The organism is Stutzerimonas sp. CXK-1 (assembly GCF_057738225.1).
In genome coordinates this window covers 2,151,087-2,172,500 of sequence record NZ_CM173217.1, presented here as the reverse complement: position 1 = coordinate 2,172,500, position 21,414 = coordinate 2,151,087, and the positions used below count along the sequence as shown (strand labels likewise).

17 protein-coding genes and 2 rRNA genes (1 of these 19 cut by a window edge) are annotated in these 21,414 nt (G+C 59.0%); 7 read left to right on the top strand and 12 right to left on the bottom strand.

Translation table 11 applies throughout. The features are described 5' to 3' along the window. A 23S ribosomal RNA gene (locus AC0KXH_RS10135) occupies window positions 1-1,774 on the top strand; it begins 1,117 nt to the left of the window's first position. Between the two features lie 135 nt (window positions 1,775-1,909). Next, window positions 1,910-2,025, top strand: a 5S ribosomal RNA gene (rrf, locus tag AC0KXH_RS10130). Between the two features lie 238 nt (window positions 2,026-2,263). On the opposite strand, the gene queD is transcribed toward rrf, so the two are convergent. Next, on the bottom strand, window positions 2,264-2,620 hold the full coding sequence (queD, locus tag AC0KXH_RS10125; protein ID WP_074519854.1) for a 6-carboxytetrahydropterin synthase QueD: 357 nt from the start codon (window positions 2,618-2,620) through the stop codon (window positions 2,264-2,266). 149 nt (window positions 2,621-2,769) lie between these two features. On the opposite strand from queD, the gene AC0KXH_RS10120 reads away from it, so the two are divergent. Together AC0KXH_RS10120 and AC0KXH_RS10115 are read left to right on the top strand one after the other, a co-directional pair. Further along, window positions 2,770-4,086, top strand: a complete 1,317-nt coding sequence (locus AC0KXH_RS10120) for a Na+/H+ antiporter family protein (protein WP_200628573.1) — start codon at window positions 2,770-2,772, stop codon at window positions 4,084-4,086. A 90-nt stretch (window positions 4,087-4,176) separates the two neighbouring features. Then, a complete protein-coding gene (locus tag AC0KXH_RS10115; RefSeq protein ID WP_488223339.1) occupies window positions 4,177-5,229 on the top strand; it encodes an AI-2E family transporter in 1,053 nt (350 codons plus the stop codon). A 76-nt stretch (window positions 5,230-5,305) separates the two neighbouring features. Here the strand turns inward: AC0KXH_RS10115 and AC0KXH_RS10110 are convergent, their stop codons facing one another. The 10 genes from AC0KXH_RS10110 to AC0KXH_RS10065 all read right to left on the bottom strand — a co-directional run bounded on the left by AC0KXH_RS10110 (window position 5,306) and on the right by AC0KXH_RS10065 (window position 16,529). Continuing rightward, a complete protein-coding gene (locus AC0KXH_RS10110) occupies window positions 5,306-6,904 on the bottom strand; it encodes an isocitrate lyase (RefSeq protein WP_043220327.1) in 1,599 nt (532 codons plus the stop codon). Between the two features lie 475 nt (window positions 6,905-7,379). Beyond that, on the bottom strand, window positions 7,380-8,186 hold the full coding sequence (locus tag AC0KXH_RS10105; RefSeq protein ID WP_488223338.1) for a secretin N-terminal domain-containing protein: 807 nt from the start codon (window positions 8,184-8,186) through the stop codon (window positions 7,380-7,382). Beyond that, on the bottom strand, window positions 8,183-8,776 hold the full coding sequence (locus AC0KXH_RS10100) for a DUF7931 domain-containing protein (protein ID WP_145996446.1): 594 nt from the start codon (window positions 8,774-8,776) through the stop codon (window positions 8,183-8,185). The genes AC0KXH_RS10105 and AC0KXH_RS10100 overlap by 4 nt, the downstream gene beginning before the upstream one ends. A gap of 29 nt (window positions 8,777-8,805) precedes the next feature. After that, window positions 8,806-9,240 (bottom strand): GNAT family N-acetyltransferase, encoded by a 435-nt coding sequence (locus tag AC0KXH_RS10095; RefSeq protein ID WP_041105573.1) that lies wholly within the window; start codon window positions 9,238-9,240, stop codon window positions 8,806-8,808. Further along, window positions 9,233-10,399, bottom strand: coding sequence for a ribosomal protein uL16 3-hydroxylase (locus AC0KXH_RS10090; RefSeq protein WP_488223337.1), 1,167 nt, complete (start codon window positions 10,397-10,399; stop codon window positions 9,233-9,235). The genes AC0KXH_RS10095 and AC0KXH_RS10090 overlap by 8 nt, the downstream gene beginning before the upstream one ends. A 76-nt stretch (window positions 10,400-10,475) precedes the next feature. Further along, a complete protein-coding gene (gene purB / locus AC0KXH_RS10085; RefSeq protein ID WP_041105571.1) occupies window positions 10,476-11,846 on the bottom strand; it encodes an adenylosuccinate lyase in 1,371 nt (456 codons plus the stop codon). A 93-nt stretch (window positions 11,847-11,939) separates the two neighbouring features. Then, a complete protein-coding gene (gene hflD / locus AC0KXH_RS10080) occupies window positions 11,940-12,560 on the bottom strand; it encodes a high frequency lysogenization protein HflD (protein WP_061339468.1) in 621 nt (206 codons plus the stop codon). Further along, a complete protein-coding gene (gene mnmA / locus AC0KXH_RS10075) occupies window positions 12,557-13,687 on the bottom strand; it encodes a tRNA 2-thiouridine(34) synthase MnmA (RefSeq protein WP_052813420.1) in 1,131 nt (376 codons plus the stop codon). The genes hflD and mnmA overlap by 4 nt, the downstream gene beginning before the upstream one ends. A 68-nt stretch (window positions 13,688-13,755) precedes the next feature. Continuing rightward, the gene (locus AC0KXH_RS10070) at window positions 13,756-14,196 is read right to left on the bottom strand and encodes an NUDIX hydrolase (protein WP_488223336.1); all 441 of its coding nucleotides are present in this window, start codon (window positions 14,194-14,196) and stop codon (window positions 13,756-13,758) included. A 113-nt stretch (window positions 14,197-14,309) separates the two neighbouring features. Beyond that, on the bottom strand, window positions 14,310-16,529 hold the full coding sequence (locus AC0KXH_RS10065; RefSeq protein WP_041105567.1) for an NADP-dependent isocitrate dehydrogenase: 2,220 nt from the start codon (window positions 16,527-16,529) through the stop codon (window positions 14,310-14,312). A 352-nt stretch (window positions 16,530-16,881) separates the two neighbouring features. On the opposite strand from AC0KXH_RS10065, the gene icd reads away from it, so the two are divergent. Next, the gene (gene icd / locus AC0KXH_RS10060) at window positions 16,882-18,138 is read left to right on the top strand and encodes an NADP-dependent isocitrate dehydrogenase (RefSeq protein ID WP_043220318.1); all 1,257 of its coding nucleotides are present in this window, start codon (window positions 16,882-16,884) and stop codon (window positions 18,136-18,138) included. Between the two features lie 107 nt (window positions 18,139-18,245). Here icd and cspD read toward each other — a convergent pair whose 3' ends face one another. Continuing rightward, window positions 18,246-18,518, bottom strand: coding sequence for a cold shock domain-containing protein CspD (cspD, locus tag AC0KXH_RS10055; protein ID WP_041105857.1), 273 nt, complete (start codon window positions 18,516-18,518; stop codon window positions 18,246-18,248). A gap of 207 nt (window positions 18,519-18,725) precedes the next feature. On the opposite strand from cspD, the gene clpS reads away from it, so the two are divergent. Together clpS and clpA are read left to right on the top strand one after the other, a co-directional pair. Continuing rightward, window positions 18,726-19,094, top strand: coding sequence for an ATP-dependent Clp protease adapter ClpS (clpS, locus tag AC0KXH_RS10050; protein WP_488223335.1), 369 nt, complete (start codon window positions 18,726-18,728; stop codon window positions 19,092-19,094). A gap of 29 nt (window positions 19,095-19,123) precedes the next feature. Then, entirely contained in the window at window positions 19,124-21,394 is a 2,271-nt protein-coding gene (gene clpA / locus AC0KXH_RS10045) for an ATP-dependent Clp protease ATP-binding subunit ClpA (RefSeq protein WP_043220314.1), read from the top strand. Window positions 21,395-21,414: the final 20 nt, after the last annotated feature.

Here is a 21,414-nt window from a genome sequence, read left to right as displayed (position 1 = left end):
GATGTAACGGGGCTCAAACCATGCACCGAAGCTACGGGTTCAACGTAAGTTGAGCGGTAGAGGAGCGTTCTGTAAGCCTGTGAAGGTGAGTTGAGAAGCTTGCTGGAGGTATCAGAAGTGCGAATGCTGACATGAGTAACGACAATGCGAGTGAAAAACTCGCACGCCGAAAGACCAAGGGTTCCTGCGCAACGTTAATCGACGCAGGGTGAGTCGGTCCCTAAGGCGAGGCTGAAAAGCGTAGTCGATGGGAAACGGGTTAATATTCCCGTACTTCTGGTTACTGCGATGGGGGGACGGAGAAGGCTAGGCCAGCTTGGCGTTGGTTGTCCAAGTTTAAGGCGGTAGACAGGGATCTTAGGTAAATCCGGGATCTCAATGTCGAGAGCTGATGACGAGCTTTCTTTTAGAAAGCGAAGTGGTTGATGCCATGCTTCCAGGAAAAGCCTCTAAGCTTCAGGTAATCAGGAACCGTACCCCAAACCGACACAGGTGGTCGGGTAGAGAATACCAAGGCGCTTGAGAGAACTCGGGTGAAGGAACTAGGCAAAATGGCACCGTAACTTCGGGAGAAGGTGCGCCGGTGAGAGTGAATGACTTGCTCAGTAAGCTCATGCCGGTCGAAGATACCAGGCCGCTGCGACTGTTTATTAAAAACACAGCACTCTGCAAACACGAAAGTGGACGTATAGGGTGTGACGCCTGCCCGGTGCCGGAAGGTTAATTGATGGGGTTAGCGCAAGCGAAGCTCTTGATCGAAGCCCCGGTAAACGGCGGCCGTAACTATAACGGTCCTAAGGTAGCGAAATTCCTTGTCGGGTAAGTTCCGACCTGCACGAATGGCGTAACGATGGCGGCGCTGTCTCCACCCGAGACTCAGTGAAATTGAAATCGCTGTGAAGATGCAGTGTATCCGCGGCTAGACGGAAAGACCCCGTGAACCTTTACTGTAGCTTTGCACTGGACTTTGAGCCTGCTTGTGTAGGATAGGTGGGAGGCTTTGAAGCGTGGACGCCAGTTCGCGTGGAGCCATCCTTGAAATACCACCCTGGCATGCTTGAGGTTCTAACTCTGGTCCGTCATCCGGATCGAGGACAGTGTATGGTGGGCAGTTTGACTGGGGCGGTCTCCTCCTAAAGAGTAACGGAGGAGTACGAAGGTGCGCTCAGACCGGTCGGAAATCGGTCGCAGAGTATAAAGGCAAAAGCGCGCTTGACTGCGAGACAGACACGTCGAGCAGGTACGAAAGTAGGTCTTAGTGATCCGGTGGTTCTGTATGGAAGGGCCATCGCTCAACGGATAAAAGGTACTCCGGGGATAACAGGCTGATACCGCCCAAGAGTTCATATCGACGGCGGTGTTTGGCACCTCGATGTCGGCTCATCACATCCTGGGGCTGAAGCCGGTCCCAAGGGTATGGCTGTTCGCCATTTAAAGTGGTACGCGAGCTGGGTTTAGAACGTCGTGAGACAGTTCGGTCCCTATCTGCCGTGGACGTTTGAGATTTGAGAGGGGCTGCTCCTAGTACGAGAGGACCGGAGTGGACGAACCTCTGGTGTTCCGGTTGTCACGCCAGTGGCACTGCCGGGTAGCTATGTTCGGAAGAGATAACCGCTGAAAGCATCTAAGCGGGAAACTTGCCTCAAGATGAGATCTCACTGGAGCCTCGAGCTCCCTGAAGGGCCGTCGAAGACTACGACGTTGATAGGCAGGGTGTGTAAGCGTTGTGAGGCGTTGAGCTAACCTGTACTAATTGCCCGTGAGGCTTGACCATATAACACCCAAACAATCTGACGATTGTGGGTCGGTCGAAGCCGACAACAGCCGAAAATTCGAATTGAACTGCAAAGCCAGACATCACATACCCAATTCGCTGTAGCGACTCAACACCGATACAGCAACCGAATTGCTTGACGACCATAGAGCGTTGGAACCACCTGATCCCATCCCGAACTCAGCAGTGAAACGACGCATCGCCGATGGTAGTGTGGGGCTTCCCCATGTGAGAGTAGGTCATCGTCAAGCACCTATACCAAACCCCCGACCCGCACTCGCTGGTCGGGGGTTTGTCTTTGCGCAACGGGAAATCAAAGCGCTCCAGGTCTTCCCCTGCTCACGGGTTGCTCACTGCTGACTATCTCTCCGCCCAGGGCAGCACGCTTATTCCACATCCGTGCGGCTGTGATTCGGCTTTTGGATCATCGGCCCGCTAGGGCCGACAAGCGATAACACGCGGTGTTGCGTCTGGAAATACTCGTGTCGATTAGTCCCCTCGATATTCACAGCCGCTAGTACATGTTTCGTGAATCCGAATCCGCGATAGTTCAGGTAATACTGGTTTGAGCTCTTCCCAGATCCACTTTGCAAGATTCTCACTGGTCGGGTTTTCCAAACCAGGAATGTCGTTGAGATAGTTATGGTCCAGAAGATCATAAATGGGGCGAAATAGGGCCTTAAGCTCGCCGAAATCACGAATCCATCCTGTCTTCGGGTCGACGTCTCCGGAAATATATATCGCCACCCTAAACGAGTGGCCGTGGAGCCTTCCGCATTTATGTCCTTCAGGGACGAAGGGGAGGCGATGCGCTGATTCGAAAGTGAACTCTTTGAAAATTTCCACGGTTAAGGCTCTGCTTTGGGTCCGCCACGATTCTACCTCTTTGCACGCATGCCAATCGAATCCCGTCGCGCGGAAAGCCGGCGCTTTGACAAAGCGAGCAAGTTGAAGCAGAGTGCCACGTTTTTTCGTGTGCACTACAGAGGTGAAATATGAATGCGGTAGTTGCAGCCGTCGCCGTAATGCTTTTGCTTAGCCTGGCAAGGGTGCATGTCGTGGTAGCCCTGATTAGCGGCGCAGTCGTAGGTGGCTTGCTCGGCGGCATTGGTATCGAAGGAACACTGGCTGCCTTCAACAAAGGCCTGGGTGGTGGAGCGACTGTAGCCCTCTCATATGCGCTGCTCGGTGCCTTCGCGGTGGCGATAGCAAAGAGCGGACTTGCGCATGCCTTGGCTGACAAGGCACTGGCTATGGTCGGTAAGCAGGGATCGGGCTCGGAAGGGCACATAAAGTGGGTGCTCGTCGTCCTGCTCCTTGGTGTCGCAGTTTCTTCGCAGAATATCTTGCCGATTCATATCGCTTTTATCCCGCTTCTGGTTCCTCCATTGCTGTACGTGATGTCGAAGTTGCGTATCGATCGCCGTCTGATCGCCTGCGTTCTGGCCTTCGGCTTGATTACCCCCTACATGTTTCTACCGGTTGGCTTTGGCAATATCTTTCTCAACGAGATCTTGCTGGCAAACGTGGCGAAAAGCGGTGCGGACATTTCGAACGTAAAGGTTACGCATGCGATGGCCTTGCCCGCTCTAGGAATGGTCACCGGCTTGCTGATTGCGTTCTTCAGCTATCGAAAGCCACGGACTTATGAGCTAGGGCGTGTGGAGGCCGTGACTCAAGCCAAAACCGAGTATTCGCCGCTAGCGCTGATGGTTGCCTTGGTGGCGATTGCAGCTGCGTTCGTTATCCAGCTTTGGTTGGACTCGATGATCATGGGCGCGTTGGTAGGTTTCCTTATCTTCTCGACGTCCGGGGTAGTGCGTTGGCGCGAAGCGGATGGCCTGTTCACCGAAGGCATGAAGATGATGGCGATGATCGGTTTCATCATGATCGCTGCGGCGGGCTTCGCCGAAGTGATGCGGGAAACCGGAGACGTGAAAGCCCTTGTCGATGCGTCCGTGGAGTGGATCGGAAACAGCAAGGCGGTAGGCGCACTGTTGATGTTGCTCGTCGGGCTGCTTGTCACCATGGGCATCGGCTCGTCATTTTCGACAGTGCCGATCATCGCGGCCATCTTCGTTCCGCTTGGGCTTCAGCTCGGGTTCAGCCCGCTGGCAATCGTCAGCCTTGTTGGTACGGCGGGTGCGCTGGGTGATGGTGGTTCGCCGGCGTCGGACTCTACTCTCGGTCCTACGGCTGGGCTGAATGCCGACGGCCAGCACAATCACATCTGGGACACGGTCGTACCCACGTTCTTGCATTACAACCTGCCGCTGCTTGGGTTCGGTTGGATTGCTGCGATGACCCTGTAAGTTCGGGCCGATAGCTGCCAACTCTGTTCAATCAGAGCACTCCTGACCGTGGCCGCGGACTAAGGAGAACAGTCAGCTATCGGATCGGCCATGCAGAACAATACGCTCGAACGCAAAGTCTTCTTGGGACTTCTGCTCTTCGTCACGCTCGCCTTCGGCTGGATACTGCTGCCGTTCTACGGTGCAGGATTCTGGGCCGCCATCCTGGCGATCATCTTCGCCCCCTTGCAAAAACGACTCGCCGCCCATTTCGGTGAGCGGCGCAACGTAGCGGCACTGCTTACGCTAACCGTATGCCTGCTGGTTGCGGTCCTGCCTGTGATTCTTATCGCCGCGATGCTCGTGCAAGAGGGTGCAACCCTCTACCAGCAGATTGAATCGGGCGATCTGGATGTACGCGCTTTGCTGAACCAGTTTCGTGAGCTATTGCCTGCTGTTGCGCAGCAGCAGCTGGATCGACTCGGATGGGGCGACGCTGGAAGTCTTCGTGAACGCTTGGCCAGCGGTGCCCTGGAGGCAAGTCGATACTTGGCCACTAAAGCCTTCAGTTTCGGCCAAGGGACTTTTCAGTTCCTGATCGGCTTTTTCGTCATGCTCTATCTGCTGTTTTTTTTCATTCGTGACGGCAGGGAGCTGGTCCACAAGGTTCGTCAGGCGATGCCTCTGAGTGATGGGCAGAAGCGTCGACTGTTCAGCAAGTTCACTCGAGTCGTCCGCGCAACCGTCAAGGGCAACGTTATCGTCGCGTTGACACAAGGGGCGCTGGGTGGCGTGATCTTTGCCATCTTCGGTATTTCCGGCGCTTTGCTTTGGGCTGTGCTCATGGCATTCCTGTCACTTCTGCCGGCGGTTGGGGCTGGGCTGATCTGGGGGCCGGTGGCCATTTATTTCTTCATGAGCGGTTCGGTCTGGCAGGGGATCGTATTGATGCTTTATGGCGTACTGGTGATCGGGCTGGTGGACAACATCCTGCGGCCAATCCTGGTGGGCAAGGACACCAAGATGCCCGACTACATAGTGCTCATATCAACGCTTGGCGGACTTTCATTGTTCGGGCTCAACGGCTTCGTGATCGGCCCGTTGGTCGCAGCGTTGTTCATTTCTGCCTGGGGCTTGTTCACGGCGGGAGAGGATCCTTCCTAGGCAACAGACAAAAAGAAACCCCGGCAGTCGCCGGGGTTTCTTTTGTCGCTCACCCCCTTGCAGGGGGCGCCAGCTCTTAGTGGAACTGGTTCATGGTGTTGTCTTTACCGCTTGCCTTCAGAGCTGCTTCGCCAGCGAAGTACTCTTTGTGGTTGTCGCCGATGTCGGAGCCAGCCATGTTCTGGTGCTTGACGCAGGCGATACCCTGACGCAGCTCCTGACGCTGCACGCCCTTCACGTAGGCCAGCATGCCTTCTTCGGCGAAGTAGCCCTTGGCCAGGTTGTCGGTGGACAGCGCGGCGGTGTGGTAGGTCGGCAGGGTGATCAGGTGGTGGAAGATGCCGGCGTGAGCGGAGCCGTCCTTCTGGAAGGTACGGATCTTCTCATCAGCGATCTGAGCCAGTTCGGTCTCGTCGTACTCGACGCTCATCAGCTTGGCGCGGTCGTAGGCGGACACGTCCTTGCCTTCGGCAACCATGGCATCGAACACCTGCTGACGGAAGTTCAGGGTCCAGTTGAAGGACGGGCTGTTGTTGTAAACCAGCTTGGCGTTCGGAATGACTTCGCGGATGCGGTCAACCATGCCCTTGATCTGGCCAACGTGCGGCTTCTCGGTCTCGATCCACAGCAGGTCAGCGCCGTTCTGCAGGGAGGTGATGCAGTCCAGGACGCAACGGTCTTCGCCAGTGCCCTTGCGGAACTGGAACAGACCGGAAGCGAGGCGCTTCGGCTTCAGCAGCTTGCCGTTGGCCTTGATGACCACGTCGCCGTTGGCGATGTCGGCAGCGGAGTCGATGTAGTCGCCGTCCAGGAAGCTGTTGTACAGGTCGCCCAGGTCGCCCGGCTCGTTGGTCACGGCGATCTGCTTGGTCAGGCCGGCACCCAGGGAGTCGGTACGGGCAACGATCACGCCATCGTCAACGCCCAGCTCGAGGAAGGCGTAGCGAACAGCGTTGATCTTGGCGAGGAAGTCGGCGTGCGGAACGGTAACCTTGCCGTCCTGGTGGCCGCACTGCTTCTCGTCGGAAACCTGGTTTTCGATCTGGATGCAGCAAGCACCGGCTTCGATCATCTGCTTGGCCAGCAGGTAGGTGGCTTCGGCGTTACCGAAACCGGCGTCGATGTCGGCGATGATCGGTACTACGTGGGTTTCGTAGTTGTCGATCTGGTTCTGGATTTCCTGCTCCTTGGCCTTGTCGCCAGCTTCGCGAGCGGCGTCCAGCGCGGTGAACAGCAGGTCCAGTTCGCGGGCGTCAGCCTGGCGCAGGAAGGTGTACAGCTCGCCGATCAGACCGGAAACGGCGGTCTTCTCGTGCATGGACTGGTCCGGCAGCGGGCCGAACTCGGAGCGCAGGGCAGCAACCATCCAGCCGGACAGGTACAGGTAGCGCTTGTTGGTGGTCTTCAGGTGCTTCTTGATCGAAATCAGCTTCTGCTGACCGATGAAGCCGTGCCAGCAGCCCAGGGACTGGGTGTACAGGGAAGAGTCGGCGTCGTACTCGGCCATGTCCTTGCGCATGATGGCCGCGGTGTACTTGGCGATGTCCAAACCGGTCTTGAAGCGGTTCTGGGCGCGCATACGAGCTACGGATTCCGGGTTGATGGCGCTCCAGCTGCTGCCGAACTTCTCTTTCAGGGCGGCAACGGCCTTGATGTCGTCTTGATATGCGGACATGGTCAATCCTTTCAGGTGATTCGAGTTTGGTTGAACACTGACTATTCCCACCGAAACCTACGTGCTATCGCTGATCAGTGCGGGCAACACGCGGCAGATTGTCGATTTTCGACTGGCAGGAGCGAACCGGAGGAGGGGATTCGGACAGCGGCAACCTGATCGGCGTACCTGGCCCACAGCCGGCGTGGCTGCCGTGGGGCAATGGGCGACACATGACCTGGTTGATACGTCTAGCGCTTCCCCGTCCCTCGGGACGACTCGTTCCAGTCGCAACCTCGTCAGTCCGCCTTGTGGGCAGTGCAGTCACGGAACGGCTCGGCTGGTTGGCTTGAGCACGCTCCGGAGACCCTTTACCAGGGCCCCTGGTTAGCGGGAGCGGGCCAATGATGCGCCGGTGCCAGAGGTCCGTCAATGCCTTTTGTAGTGTTTTTTTCTCGTCACTACATGATTTATCCGAAGGTCTAGGTCGGCTCCTCTAAGGTAGCTGCTCGACCTTCAGCCTGACGCTTACATCCTGTGCGCCCTGGGTCGAATAGCGGCGGACGAGCCCGTGACCTTGCCCGCTTTCGCTTTCGCTGACACCGCCTATGGTGAGCCATTCGCCCAATCGCCCGGTGACGCGAGTATCGGCTGCCTGGGTGTGGATGACGCCCGGACGATAATCATCGGCGCGGTCGTTCGAGCTGCTGAGGGTCACTTGAACTTGCTCGCCGGTTACGTTTGCCGTCACGTAGAAGCCGCGGAGCACGTCCCGGTACTCGGTCTGCCGATACATTTGTCCATAGCCATCGGTGCCCGATGTCGTCAACGGTACGGTCTGTCCAACCTGAATCAGCGCCGGATACCCTTCGGTGACCTGGAGCTGCTGTACGCCGCCGTTTCGACTATGGGTGCTGCGGCGGATGATGCGCACCTGATTGCCGCTCGCGTGGCCCTCCCCGGTCGACAGTTCGACATCGCCACTTCGTATGCTGCCATCGATCGAGTATCCGCTTTGCGAAGACGTGCCTTGGTCCTGTGTATCGACAGTGATCAGCAGCCGCTTCGGCGCGGTATCAAGCTGGGCTACGACCGCTCGCAGTTCCTTGATCACGGGCTCAGGGGCATTGATGACCAGCTGGTTGCCGTAGGCGCTGACACGACCCTGATCGGCAACCACCGAGCGCGCTATGTCCAGCATCTCCTCCGCTTGGCGGTAGTTCAGCGGTATGACCTCGGTGGCGGCTGACAGCGGCAGGGCCACGCTGAATAGCAGCATGGCGACAATGGCTTTGAAGCTCATATGCGAAAGCTCCGTAGGTTCGGATCGGTAACGCTGAGTTCCCAGGCACGGTCAAACAGCGCTCTTTGTTGGCGGGCCTTGCCTGGTGCGTGATAACTGACACGTGCTTCCGGCCGGTCCGCCTGTGTCCGTACGATTAGCGCATTATCGTCGGCGATTACGAACTCGCAATTGTCGCAATCGCTGGCCGAAGCGAGACGGCGAATGCGAAGATTGCTGGTGAGTCTATGGCTTAGGTCAAGCAATCGGTGACCGGTGCGCAAGGCGCGCGTCGGGTCGGCGACAATCACCGCAAGCCCGTTTCGCGGATGGCTCAGCAGCAGTCTGACGCAGGCCTCAACAAAGTCGGCGTCTCCGTACAGCCAGGGATCCAGTGCCTGGCTATAGATAAACAGTGACCGGCGTGCTTGTTGCGCGAGCGCTAGCGTGTGCTCGCGCAACTGGGTGGCCGTAGTGAGAAGCGTCGTCTCCGCAGACGGAGAGGGTGTATCGCCTTCGGCAACGCTTCGCGTGGACGCGTATGAAGGTTCCGGGTTGCATAACGCGAAGCGGCCTGGCGAAACGAATTCGACGGCCGGCAGCTCGGCCACCGAAGCCGCTTGACCAGGCCTGCGCTCAGTCACGCCTGGCTATCGCTGCGGCGCAGCATGTCGACGTGGGGGATGCCGGCCTCCAGGAACTCATCGCTGACGACCTGAAAGCCGAGGCGCTCGTAGAAGCGAGTCGCATGGACTTGCGCGGTCAGCTTTTGCTCAACCAGGCCACGCCGCTCGGCTTCTCCGATCACAGCCTGCATCAAGGCATTGCCGACGTTAAGCCCGCGCCAATCACGCAAGACCGCGACGCGCCCGATCTGGCCATCTGCGAGCAATCGGGCCGTGCCAATCGGATAGCCGCCTTCGGTCGCCAGAAAGTGAATGGCCTCTGCATCATCCGTATCCCACTCTTGCTCAGGTGGAACGGCCTGCTCGGCGATGAAGACCGCTTCTCGAATGCGGCGCAGATCGGCGTTGTCTTTTTGCCAATCGGCGATTCGCACTTGGACATCATTCATCGGCGAACTCCAGACTTCCTTGTTTTACCAATTCCCAGAGAAGGGCGCGCGCGTCTTCGTTATCGACCCAGGGCGAAAGATTATCAACATGCAGGGCATCAGCCGAACAGACAAGTCGCAATAGGTCGCGCAGACCTCCTGGCAGCAGCCGACTCTGACCGCTGGCAAACAACAGCAGGCCGATATCCACTTCGCTCCAGGCAAGCCTGGCCGATGGATTGCGAACCAGTACGGCGCCGTCACGAATGGCCGAGAGGAAGTCGGCAAGAGCGAGTTCGGCACCTTCGACGCGCTCAGGATAGCGGGGCTCGGTCATGAACTGGCCGAACCAGGTGAGCAAAAGACGCTCGTCCCCCATGTGTTCGGCAAGCAGCCCCTTCAGCCGCTCAAGCGCATCACGCTGGATTTCGAAGGGATCTTGCACTGGCTGAAGATCGGCATCGCCATAGCGCTCTTCGTCCGGCAGGAATTGCGCGAGGAAGTCGGTGAAATGCGTCAGCACTTCTGCGGCGCTCGGGGCACGGAACCCTACCGAATAGGTCATGCAGGCGTCCTCGGCAGTACCGAAGTGCGCCAGGCGCGGCGGCAGATAGAGCATGTCGCCAGGCTCGAGTACCCACTCGTCGGTACCCTGGAAGTCGGCAAGAATGCGCAGGTCATCGTGCGGCAGGAGCGGGCTGTCGCTGTCGCACATCTGACCGATGCGCCAGCGGCGCTTGCCGTGCGCCTGCAGCAGGAACACATCGTAGTTGTCGTAATGCGGACCTACGCCGCCCCCAGGCGCTGCATAGCTGATCATGACGTCGTCGATCCGCCAGTTCGGCAGGAAACGAAAATGCTCCAGCAGATCGGCCACGTCGGGAACCAGCTGATCGACCGCCTGGACCAGCAGCGTCCAGTCTTTTTCGGGCAGTTGCTGGTAGGTGTCTTCGCTGAACGGGCCGCGGCGCAGTTCCCAAGGGCGGTCGCCACGTTCGATCACCAGGCGCGATTCGACCTCTTCCTCGAGGGACAGTCCGGCGAGCTCGTCTGGCGAGATTGGGCTTTGGAACCCCGGAATCGCCTGTCGAATCAGTAGCGGCTTCTTTTGCCAGTAATCGCGCAGGAACTGTCGTGCGCTGATACCGCCCAAGACTTGAAGTGGAATATCAGAAGTCATGCGTAAGACCTTGCCCCGAATAAGGGGCTGCAAATAAAAACGCCCGGCGCAGCCGGGCGTCCGTAAAGTAGATCGCTCAAATGCGCTTGGCCTGCGCCGTCGCGTTACCCACGTAGGTCGCCGGCGTCAGCTTGCGCAGTTCGGCCTTGGCCGACTCAGGAATGGCCAGGCCATCGATGAAAGTCTGGAGCGCTTCGGGCGTGATGCCTTTGCCGCGGGTCAGGTCCTTGAGCTTTTCGTAGGCGTTTTCCACTGCGTAACGGCGCATCACGGTTTGTACCGGTTCGGCCAATACTTCCCAGCAGGCATCCAGGTCGTCGGCCAGGCGCGGCGCATTGAGCTCGAGCTTGCCGATGCCCTTGAGGCTGGCTTCGTAGGCGATGACGCTATGGGCAAAACCGACGCCCAGGTTGCGTAGTACCGTAGAGTCGGTCAGGTCGCGCTGCCAACGAGAGATCGGCAGCTTGCTGGCCAGATGCTGGAACAAGGCGTTAGCGATGCCCAGGTTGCCCTCGGAGTTCTCGAAGTCGATCGGGTTGACCTTGTGCGGCATGGTCGAAGAGCCAATCTCGCCGGCGACGGTCTTCTGCTTGAAGTAGCCGAGCGAGATGTAGCCCCAGACGTCACGGTCGAAATCGATGAGGATGGTGTTGAAACGGGCGATGGCGTCGAACAGCTCGGCGATATAGTCGTGTGGCTCGATCTGCGTCGTATAGGGGTTCCAGGACAGCCCCAGATCGCTCTCGATGAACTCACGAGCATTGGCTTCCCAATCCACGTCAGGATAAGCCGACAGATGCGCATTGTAGTTGCCCACCGCGCCATTGATCTTACCGAGCAGCGGCACCGCTTCGACCTGAGCGATCTGACGCTCCAGTCGATACACCACATTCGCCAGCTCCTTGCCCATCGTCGTGGGAGAGGCGGGCTGGCCGTGGGTACGTGACAGCATCGGTACGTCGGCAAACTGAATGGCCAGCGCGCGGATGGCTTCGGCGACCTGACGCATCAGCGGCAGCAGTACGGTGTCGCGGCCTTCACGCAGCATCAGGGCGTGCGAGAGATTGTTGATGTCCTCGCTGGTACAGGCGAAGTGAATGAATTCATTGACCCGAGCAAGCTCCGGGAGGCGCTTGGCTTGCTCTTTGAGCAGGTATTCCACCGCCTTGACGTCGTGATTGGTCGTGCGCTCGAACTCCTTGACGCGCTCGGCGTGCTCGAGCTGAAAATCCTCCGCCAGCTGGTCGAGCAGCGCGTTTGCTTCGGCCGAGAACGGTGCGACCTCGGGAACGCCCGGATGGGCGGCCAGGCGCTGGAGCCAGCGAACCTCAACCTGAACGCGATAGCGTATCAGGCCGAACTCGCTGAAGATCGGGCGCAGGGCGCTGGTTTTGCCGGCGTAGCGGCCATCGACGGGGGACACCGCCGTGAGCGAAGAAAGCTGCATAAGGGCGTTCTCGACAGGTGAGGCACGAAAAGAGGGCGCAGATTATACACGAAAGCGCCAACCGGGCCGGCGCTCGCGTGCGTTGGCGTACGGTCAGGTGCGCAGCCTTGGGTAGAGCGCATTGAGCAGCTTGCGCCGGCTGAATATCAGTTGCCAGCGATGCCCACCCAACTGGCGCCAGAGCCGTGCGGAGCGGATCCCCGCCAGCAGCAGGGCGCGAATCTTGGCGGCGTTATCCGATTGCTGCAGGTGCCGCATGTCGCCCTGGACCTGAATGCGTTGCCGGAATGTACTGAGCGTGTCCTGATAGAGCGAGGCAAACGAAGCGACGACGTTCGGATGATCGATGCCGAAGTGCCCCACCTGGGCCTCGATCTGGTCGAGACGGCTGGCTATCACTTCCAGCATGTCGCCGCGTTTGTCCAGCTGGCGCTCCAGCCCGATCATCGCCAGGGCGTAGCGCAACGGCTCACGCTGAAGTGCACTGGACTCGCGCTCCAGTGCACCGACCAAGGCGCGATAGCCATCGCGCAGGTTCAAATCATCGCCGCCATAGATTTCGACGGTCGATTGCGGTGAGCGGATCAGGAGGCTTCGCAGCAGGCACGCTACCGGAGCCGGCGCGGACTGTCCGGTTCGGGCAATACGGTCAACCTGTGCCGCGGCTTCGAAGACTGCCCCGAGTGCGATCAACTGCTCGTCCAGGCGTGTCATGGGCGAGCGCCCTCGAACCAGGCTTCGGCGTGCTCGATGACGCCGCCACCGAGGCAGATATCACCGTCGTAGAAGACCACCGACTGACCGGGCGTCACGGCGCGTTGAGGGGTGTCGAACACCACGCGATAACCGTCGGCGGCAGGCTCTAGCGTGCAGGGCTGGTCATCCTGGCGATAACGCACTTTCGCGGCCAGGCGCAGCGGGCGCACCACCTCGATCGGGTTGACCCAATAGATTTCCGAGACCGACAGCGCGCGCGCGAACAGGCGAGGGTTGTTGTTGCCCTGGCCGACGATGAGCGTGTTGCGGGCGAGATCCTTTTCCACTACGTACCAAGGCTCATCGCCGGCGTCCTTCAGTCCGCCGATGCCGAGCCCCTGACGCTGCCCGATCGTGTGGTACATCAAGCCATGATGTCGGCCGATGACCTTGCCCTCGGTTGTCTCGATGTCACCGGGCTGGGCCGGCAGATACTGCTTGAGGAAATCGCTGAAACGACGTTCGCCGATAAAGCAGATGCCCGTCGAGTCCTTCTTTCGGGCGGTCGCCAGATCATGGCGCTCGGCGATCGCGCGTACTTCGGGCTTCTCCAGTTCGCCCACCGGAAACAGCGACTTGGCGAGTTGCTCGCCAGCGACGGCGTGCAGGAAATAGCTCTGATCCTTGTTCGGATCCAGCCCCTTGAGAAGCTCGCTGCGGCCTTCGGTATCTCTTCTGCGGACATAGTGACCGGTGGCAATCAGGTCGGCACCCAGCATCAGGGCGTAATCGAGAAAGGCCTTGAACTTGATCTCCCGGTTGCAAAGGATGTCGGGGTTAGGTGTCCGCCCTGCCTTGTACTCGGCGAGGAAATGCTCGAACACGTTATCCCAGTACTCGGCCGCAAAATTGGCCGTATGCAGCTTGATGCCAAGCCGATCGCAGACCGCCTGAGCGTCTGCCAGGTCCTCCTTGGCGGTGCAGTATTCGGTGCCGTCATCCTCCTCCCAGTTCTTCATGAACAGCCCTTCGACTCGATAGCCTTGCTCGAGTAACAGGAGGGCTGACACGGAGGAGTCGACGCCGCCGGACATGCCGACGATAACGCGTGGTTTTTCGGGATTGACGGGTGTCGAGCTGGGCATAGGGATTCGCGGAGTATCCGAAAAGAGCGGGATTCTAACAGGGCGCCGGAGATGACACGAAACGGTCGTCAGTCACGCACGACCGCCAGATCGTGGAGCGGCCCGGACAGGTAGTCGTCGACGCAACGCAGGACCAGTTCGCTGCGCCAGCGTTGGGGCTGGCCAGCCAGCTCATCGCGGGTTAGCCAGAGCGCCCGAACGATGCCATCATCCAGAGCGCGTTGGGGGTCGTGATCCAGGGGGCTGGCGGCAAAACAGACGCGCTGATAGGTGACGCCATTGCTTGGTGCGGTGTACAGATATATGCCGACAACCCCCGTCAACTCGACTTGCCATGCGGTTTCCTCGAGGGTTTCGCGTATAGCTGCCTGGCGTAGGGTTTCATTCGCTTCCAGATGCCCGGCGGGCTGGTTGAGAACTGCGCGACCTGCCTTGATCTCCTCAACGAAAAGAAACGCGCCTTGATGTTCGACGATGGTGGCGACGGTGATGTGCGGTTGCCAGGTCATATGAGCGTCCGAGCGAAAGAATTCAGGATGATACCAAGCCGGCGTTCGTACAAAAAAAGAAGCCCCGGCGCGAGGCCGGGGCTTCTTCAGCTGCGTTACGAACGTCGACTGCGTTACGCCAGTGCAGCCAGGGCGGCGTTGAAGGTTTCGCTCGGGCGCATCACCTTGCTGGTCAGCTCAGGGTTCGAGCGGTAGTACCCGCCGATATCCGCTGGCTTGCCCTGCACGGCGGTGAGCTCGGAGACGATCTTCTCCTCGTTTTCGGTCAGCGCCTTGGCCAACGGAGCGAAGTGGGCGGCGAGCGCCGGATCTTCGGTCTGGGCAGCCAGCTCCTGCGCCCAGTACAGCGCAAGGTAGAAGTGGCTGCCGCGGTTGTCCAGGCCACCAATTCGGCGTGCAGGCGACTTGTTGTTATCGAGCAGTTTGCCGGTAGCGGCATCGAGGGTCTTGCCGAGTAGCTTGGCCTTCGGATTGTCGGACTTGATGCCCAGCTCCTCCAGCGACACGGCCAGTGCCAGGAACTCACCCAGCGAATCCCAGCGCAGATAGTTTTCCTCGATCAACTGCTGGACATGCTTCGGTGCGGAGCCGCCAGCGCCGGTTTCGTACATGCCGCCACCCGCCATCAGCGGAACGATCGACAGCATCTTGGCCGAGGTGCCAAGCTCCATGATCGGGAACAGGTCGGTCAGGTAGTCACGCAGGACGTTGCCCGTCACCGAAATGGTGTCCTTGCCGCGGATCATGCGCTCCATGGAGAAACGAATAGCTTCGTTGTAGCCCATGATGCGAATGTCCAGACCACTCAGATCATGGTCCTTCAGGTAGGTTTCGACCTTCTTTTGCAGCTCGCAGTCGTGGGCGCGCTCGGGATCGAGCCAGAATACCGCCGGAGTATCGGACTGGCGGGCACGGGTGACGGCCAGCTTCACCCAGTCACGGATCGGAGCGTCTTTGGTCTGGCAGGCGCGCCAGATGTCGCCTTTCTCGACTTCATGCTGCATCAGCACGGTGCCGTCGGCCAGCACAACGCGCATGGTGCCGTCTGCAGTCATCTCGAAGGTCTTATCATGCGAACCGTACTCTTCGGCCTTCTGAGCCATGAGGCCGACGTTCGGTACGCTGCCCATGGTGGTCGGATCGAAGGCGCCATTGGTCTTGCAGAAGTTGATCATCTCTTGGTAGATGCGAGCGTAGGTGCTCTCCGGCATCACCGCCTTAGTGTCCTTCTGCTTGCCATCCTTGCCCCACATCTGGCCGGAGTTGCGGATCATCGCCGGCATCGAGGCGTCGACGATCACGTCGCTGGGGATGTGCAGGTTGGTGATGCCCTTGACCGAGTCGACCATCGCCATTTCCGGACGGTGGGCGTAGACCTCGTGAATGTCGTGCAGGATTTCTTCCTGCTGCGACGCCGGCAGGGTCTTGATCTTGTCGTAGACGCTGGAGAGGCCGTTGTTGGGGTTGACGCCAATCTCTTCGAACAGTTTGCCCCACTTGTCGAACACGTCCTTGTAATAGACGGTCACGGCGTGGCCGAAGACGATCGGGTGGGAGATCTTCATCATGGTCGCCTTGACGTGCAGGGACCACATCACGCCGGTTTCCTTGCAGTCCTGCAGCGTGTCTTCAAAGAACGAGCGCAGCTTCTTGCAGCTCATGAACATGCTGTCGAGCACTTCGCCTTCCTGCAGAGCCAGCTGCTTCTTCAGCTCTACCTGGCCATCCTTGCCGACAAATTCGATGCGCACGTCGCCAGCCTTGTCCATGGTGATGGACTGCTCGCTGGAGAAGAAGTCACCGCCGCGCATGTAGTCGGCGTGGGACTGGGAGGCCTTGCTCCACTTGCCCATCGAGTGCGGGTGCTTGCGGGCATAGGCCTTGACGGCAGCCGGTGCGCGGCGGTCGGAGTTACCTTCGCGCAGAACGGGGTTGACGGCACTGCCGAGGACCTTGCTGTAGCGGGCGCGGACTTCTTTTTCAGCCTCGCTGTGCGGCTCATCGGGAAAATCCGGAACGTTGTAACCCTGGGCCTTGAGTTCGGCGATGGCGGCCTTGAGCTGGGGTACGGAAGCGCTGATGTTCGGCAGCTTGATGATGTTGGCGTCCGGCGACTGGGTCATTTCGGCCAGCTTGGCCAGGTCGTCCTCAATACGCTTGTCGGCATCGAGTTGATCGGCGAACGCGGCGAGGATACGGCCGGCAAGAGAGATATCGCGAGTCTCGACCGAGATGTCGGCAGAAGCGGCGAAGGTTTCGACTATGGGAAGCAGCGAGTAGGTGGCGAGGGCGGGGGCTTCGTCGGTGAAGGTATAGGTAATCTTCGAAGGCATTTGGCGTTGACTCTCTCTCTTTGCTGAGCGTGCACAGAACCACGATGCGCGCGGGTAGGCGCTCCTGCACTCGTAGAGCCGGATATCGGGGTTCGCCGCGGTGATGTGAATGCACCCAAAGGACGAGCATCGAATGAGGTAATCACTCGGCGGGTCCAGATAGACGATTTGTCCGGTTAGGGATGGCTCGCCTGTATGACTCGGCAGTCATCGCCCGAGTATATCACTGCGGCTTGCTGTCCAAGAATGCTTTGCCGAATACGACGAACGAACTGTAGTTTCGCCCCTGTCGGTAGGCTACTCTCGGGGGTGAGTGCAACTGCTGTTTTTAACCAGAGAAACGGAGTCCAGCATGGGATACCAAAAGATCCAGGTGCCTGCCCACGGTGACAAAATCACCGTGAACGCCGACCACACCTTGAACGTGCCCAATAACCCGATCATTCCCTATATCGAAGGGGACGGTATTGGGATCGACATCACGCCGGTGATGATCAAGGTGGTCGACGCTGCGGTGGAAAAAGCCTACGGCGGTCAGCGCAAGATCGCCTGGATGGAAGTCTACGCGGGCGAGAAAGCTACTCAGGTCTATGACCCCGATACCTGGCTGCCGAAAGAGACGCTCGAGGTTGTCCGTGATTATGTGGTATCCATCAAGGGGCCGCTTACCACTCCGGTTGGCGGCGGCATTCGGTCGCTGAACGTTGCGCTTCGCCAGGAGCTCGACCTTTATGTGTGCCAGCGTCCGGTTCGCTGGTTTACCGGCGTGCCCAGCCCGGTCAAGAAGCCGGGTGACGTGGATATGGTGATCTTTCGGGAGAACTCCGAGGACATCTACGCCGGTGTTGAATGGAAGGCGGGCACTCCCGAAGCAGAGAAAGTCATCAAGTTCCTGACCGAAGAAATGGGCGTCAAGAAGATTCGTTTTACCGAGAACTGCGGTATTGGCATCAAGCCGGTTTCTCAGGAGGGCACCAAGCGCCTGGTGCGCAAGGCGCTGCAATACGCGGTTGATAACGACCGTAGCTCTGTGACCATCGTGCACAAGGGCAACATCATGAAGTTCACCGAAGGTGCCTTCAAAGAGTGGGGCTATGAGGTGGCACGCGACGAGTTCGGAGCGGAGCTGCTAGATGGCGGGCCCTGGATGAAATTCAAGAACCCAAACACCGGTAAGGAAATCGTCGTTAAGGACGCCATCGCCGATGCGATGCTGCAGCAAATTCTGTTGCGCCCCGCCGAGTACGACGTTATCGCGACCTTGAACCTCAACGGCGACTATCTCTCTGATGCCTTGGCTGCGGAGGTCGGCGGTATCGGAATCGCGCCGGGTGCGAACCTTTCGGACACCGTCGCGATGTTCGAGGCAACGCACGGGACGGCTCCCAAGTATGCGGGGCAAGACAAGGTCAACCCTGGATCGCTGATCCTTTCGGCTGAGATGATGCTGCGCCACATGGGCTGGGTCGAGGCCGCGGAGCTCGTTATCAAGGGTGTCGAGGGCGCCATTGCTGCCAAGACCGTGACCTACGATTTCGAGCGACTGATGGAGGGGGCGACCCTGCTGTCCTGCTCGGCTTTCGGCGACGCTGCCGTATCGCACATGTGAAGCAAAAAGGCCGATCGCAGATCGGCCTTTTCTTTCCGAGCGACTGGGCTGCCAGGCATTACCTATCGCCTAGCAGCTCATGCAGCCTTTCGCGGGTGTGGTAGGCACTAAGCGGGAGCCTTGATGTTTCCTTTCTCGGCAACCTGGGTCTGGGTAGTGGCGGAAGCCTCCACCGTCGCCTGCGGCCTGATCTCAACGGCGTGCAGCCCCTTGGGCCCTTGCAGAATGTTGAACATGACTGCTTGCCCGGCTTTCAGTGTCCGATAGCCTTCCATCTGGATCGCTGAATAATGGGCGAACAGGTCCTCATCGCCGCCGTCTGCTACGATGAATCCATAGCCCTTGGCGTTGTTGAACCACTTGACCTTACCGCTTAGCATGCTGTTGTCCCTCTGCAAAGGAGTCCGTCACCGGAGTAACATCCGTTTCATTCCGCGCTCGATGGGCGTGCTGCCAATGTTGCGCTCGTATACCCGTAGCAGGCATAGACTGTTTGTATCACTGTTTTTCGGTTAGTCAAGGCAGCTCGTCTGCCGGCTGCGAAGCTTTCATCCATTCGGCCTAGTGCCGATTCTCAGAACGTACTCATGCGTGCATTTGCTCATATTCGACTAACATTCAACCAGGATCGGGCGCCCGAGGATGACCAGCATCACAAGGGTTCCGGACTGGCCGTTGAAGAGGCCAAGCCGGCGCTGAAGGCACCCTCGATGTATAAAGTTGTCATGTTCAATGATGACTACACACCGATGGACTTCGTAGTCGAGGTGTTGCAGTCGATCTTCAACCACAACCGCGAACTGGCCACCAAGATCATGTTGGCAGTGCATACCGAGGGTCACGCTGTATGCGGGGTCTATACCCGTGACGTGGCTGAAACCAAAGCGATGCAAGTCAATCAATATGCAAGGGAATGCCAGCACCCGCTGCTTTGTGAGATCGAGAAGGACGGTTAACTCCGACTGCTGGGGTAAGAGGTGAAGCTATGTTGAACCGTGAACTCGAAGTCACCCTGAATCTGGCTTTCAAAGAGGCACGTGCCAAGCGCCATGAATTCATGACGGTTGAGCACCTCCTGTTGGCCCTGCTGGACAATGAAGCGGCCGCCACCGTACTGCGGGCTTGTGGCGCTAGCCTTGATAAGTTGAGACACGATCTACAGGAGTTCATCGACTCCACCACGCCGTTGATTCCCCAGCACGATGAAGAGCGCGAAACGCAGCCGACGCTGGGTTTTCAGCGCGTTCTTCAGCGTGCGGTGTTTCACGTACAGAGCTCTGGCAAACGGGAGGTAACTGGCGCCAACGTGCTGGTTGCCATCTTCAGCGAGCAGGAAAGCCAGGCGGTGTTCTTGCTCAAGCAGCAGAACGTCGCGCGTATCGATGTCGTCAATTACATTGCGCACGGTATCTCCAAGGTCCCGGGAAGTGGCGCCAGCCCCGATTCCGAGTCGGAGATGCAGGATGACGAGAGCGGAGATACCGCTGCCGGTAAGAATCCGCTCGATGCCTATGCCAGCAATTTGAACGAGCAAGCTCGCCAGGGTCGTATCGATCCCTTGGTCGGCCGCGAACACGAGGTTGAGCGTGTCGCGCAGATCCTGGCGCGTCGGCGCAAGAACAACCCGCTGCTGGTGGGCGAAGCCGGTGTGGGCAAGACCGCCATCGCTGAGGGCTTGGCCAAGCGGATCGTGGATGGGCAGGTACCTGATCTGCTGCGCGACAGCGTCGTCTATTCGTTGGATCTCGGTGCCTTGCTGGCGGGAACCAAGTACCGCGGGGATTTCGAGAAGCGCTTCAAGGCACTGCTCGGGGAGTTGCGCAAGCGTCCGCAGGCGATCCTGTTCATCGACGAGATCCACACGATCATTGGTGCGGGGGCAGCATCCGGTGGTGTCATGGACGCCTCCAACCTGCTCAAGCCGCTCTTGTCCTCAGGTGAGATTCGCTGCATCGGTTCGACCACCTTCCAGGAGTTCCGCGGAATCTTCGAAAAAGATCGCGCACTGGCTCGCCGTTTTCAGAAGGTCGACGTATCCGAGCCTTCGGTTGAGGACACGGTCGGCATCCTTCGAGGGCTGAAGGGCCGTTTCGAGCAGCACCACAACATCGAGTACAGCGATGAGGCGCTGCGCGCGGCTGCCGAGCTGGCGTCACGCTATATCAACGACCGTCACATGCCGGACAAGGCAATCGATGTGGTCGACGAGGCGGGTGCGTTTCAGCGGCTGCAGCCGGAAGAGGCTCGGGTCAAGCGCATTGGCGTCGAGCAGATCGAGGACATCGTGGCGAAGATCGCCCGCATCCCGCCGAAGCATGTTTCGAGCTCCGACAAGGAGCTGCTGCGCAATCTCGAGCGTGATCTAAAGCTCACGGTATTCGGCCAGGACGATGCGATCGATTCGCTGGCGACCGCGATCAAGCTTTCGCGCGCGGGCCTTAAGGCGCCAGACAAACCGGTCGGCTCGTTCCTCTTTGCCGGGCCCACCGGGGTGGGCAAGACCGAGGCCGCACGGCAGCTCGCTCGAGCCTTGGGAGTCGAACTGATCCGCTTTGACATGTCCGAATACATGGAGCGACACACGGTGTCGCGCTTGATCGGCGCGCCGCCTGGCTATGTCGGCTTCGACCAGGGTGGCTTGCTCACCGAGGCGATCACCAAGCAGCCTCATTGCGTACTGTTGCTTGACGAGATAGAGAAGGCGCACCCGGAGGTATTCAACCTGCTCCTGCAGGTCATGGACCACGGCACGCTAACTGACAACAACGGCCGCAAGGCTGACTTCCGCAACGTAATCATCATCATGACGACCAATGCCGGGGCGGAGACGGCTGCGCGAGCGTCCATCGGCTTCACGCTGCAAGATCATGCCTCTGATGCAATGGAGGTGATCAAGAAGAGCTTCACGCCGGAGTTCCGCAACCGGCTTGACACGATCATTCAGTTCGGCCGACTCAGCCACGAAGTCATCAAGAGCATCGTGGACAAGTTCCTTATCGAGCTCCAGGCGCAGCTGGAGGACAAGCACGTCACGCTCGAGGTGTCGGATGCAGCAAGGGGTTGGCTGGCCGAACATGGTTACGATGCCAGAATGGGTGCCCGGCCGATGGCGCGTCTGATCCAGGACAAGATCAAGCGCCCGCTGGCCGAAGAGATTTTGTTTGGCGAGCTGGCCGATCATGGTGGGGTCGTGCGGGTCGATATACGGGACGACGAACTCTTCTTCGAGTTCGAGACGACCGCTGAGCTGGTGTAGTGGAGGAGGGCGGCGCAACG

Excerpts from the sequence above, each read along its gene's own strand:
- AC0KXH_RS10110 (WP_043220327.1), bottom strand. The coding sequence starts at position 6,904 with ATGTCCGCATATCAAGACGACATCAAGGCCGTTGCCGCCCTGAAAGAG.
- cspD (WP_041105857.1), bottom strand. The coding sequence starts at position 18,518 with ATGCTAAGCGGTAAGGTCAAGTGGTTCAACAACGCCAAGGGCTATGGA.
- clpS (WP_488223335.1), top strand. The coding sequence starts at position 18,726 with ATGCGTGCATTTGCTCATATTCGACTAACATTCAACCAGGATCGGGCG.
- AC0KXH_RS10095 (WP_041105573.1), bottom strand. The coding sequence starts at position 9,240 with ATGAATGATGTCCAAGTGCGAATCGCCGATTGGCAAAAAGACAACGCC.
- AC0KXH_RS10090 (WP_488223337.1), bottom strand. The coding sequence starts at position 10,399 with ATGACTTCTGATATTCCACTTCAAGTCTTGGGCGGTATCAGCGCACGA.
- AC0KXH_RS10120 (WP_200628573.1), top strand. The coding sequence starts at position 2,770 with ATGAATGCGGTAGTTGCAGCCGTCGCCGTAATGCTTTTGCTTAGCCTG.
- purB (WP_041105571.1), bottom strand. The coding sequence starts at position 11,846 with ATGCAGCTTTCTTCGCTCACGGCGGTGTCCCCCGTCGATGGCCGCTAC.
- clpA (WP_043220314.1), top strand. The coding sequence starts at position 19,124 with ATGTTGAACCGTGAACTCGAAGTCACCCTGAATCTGGCTTTCAAAGAG.
- AC0KXH_RS10105 (WP_488223338.1), bottom strand. The coding sequence starts at position 8,186 with ATGAGCTTCAAAGCCATTGTCGCCATGCTGCTATTCAGCGTGGCCCTG.
- icd (WP_043220318.1), top strand. The coding sequence starts at position 16,882 with ATGGGATACCAAAAGATCCAGGTGCCTGCCCACGGTGACAAAATCACC.
- hflD (WP_061339468.1), bottom strand. The coding sequence starts at position 12,560 with ATGACACGCCTGGACGAGCAGTTGATCGCACTCGGGGCAGTCTTCGAA.
- AC0KXH_RS10065 (WP_041105567.1), bottom strand. The coding sequence starts at position 16,529 with ATGCCTTCGAAGATTACCTATACCTTCACCGACGAAGCCCCCGCCCTC.
- mnmA (WP_052813420.1), bottom strand. The coding sequence starts at position 13,687 with ATGCCCAGCTCGACACCCGTCAATCCCGAAAAACCACGCGTTATCGTC.
- AC0KXH_RS10070 (WP_488223336.1), bottom strand. The coding sequence starts at position 14,196 with ATGACCTGGCAACCGCACATCACCGTCGCCACCATCGTCGAACATCAA.
- AC0KXH_RS10115 (WP_488223339.1), top strand. The coding sequence starts at position 4,177 with ATGCAGAACAATACGCTCGAACGCAAAGTCTTCTTGGGACTTCTGCTC.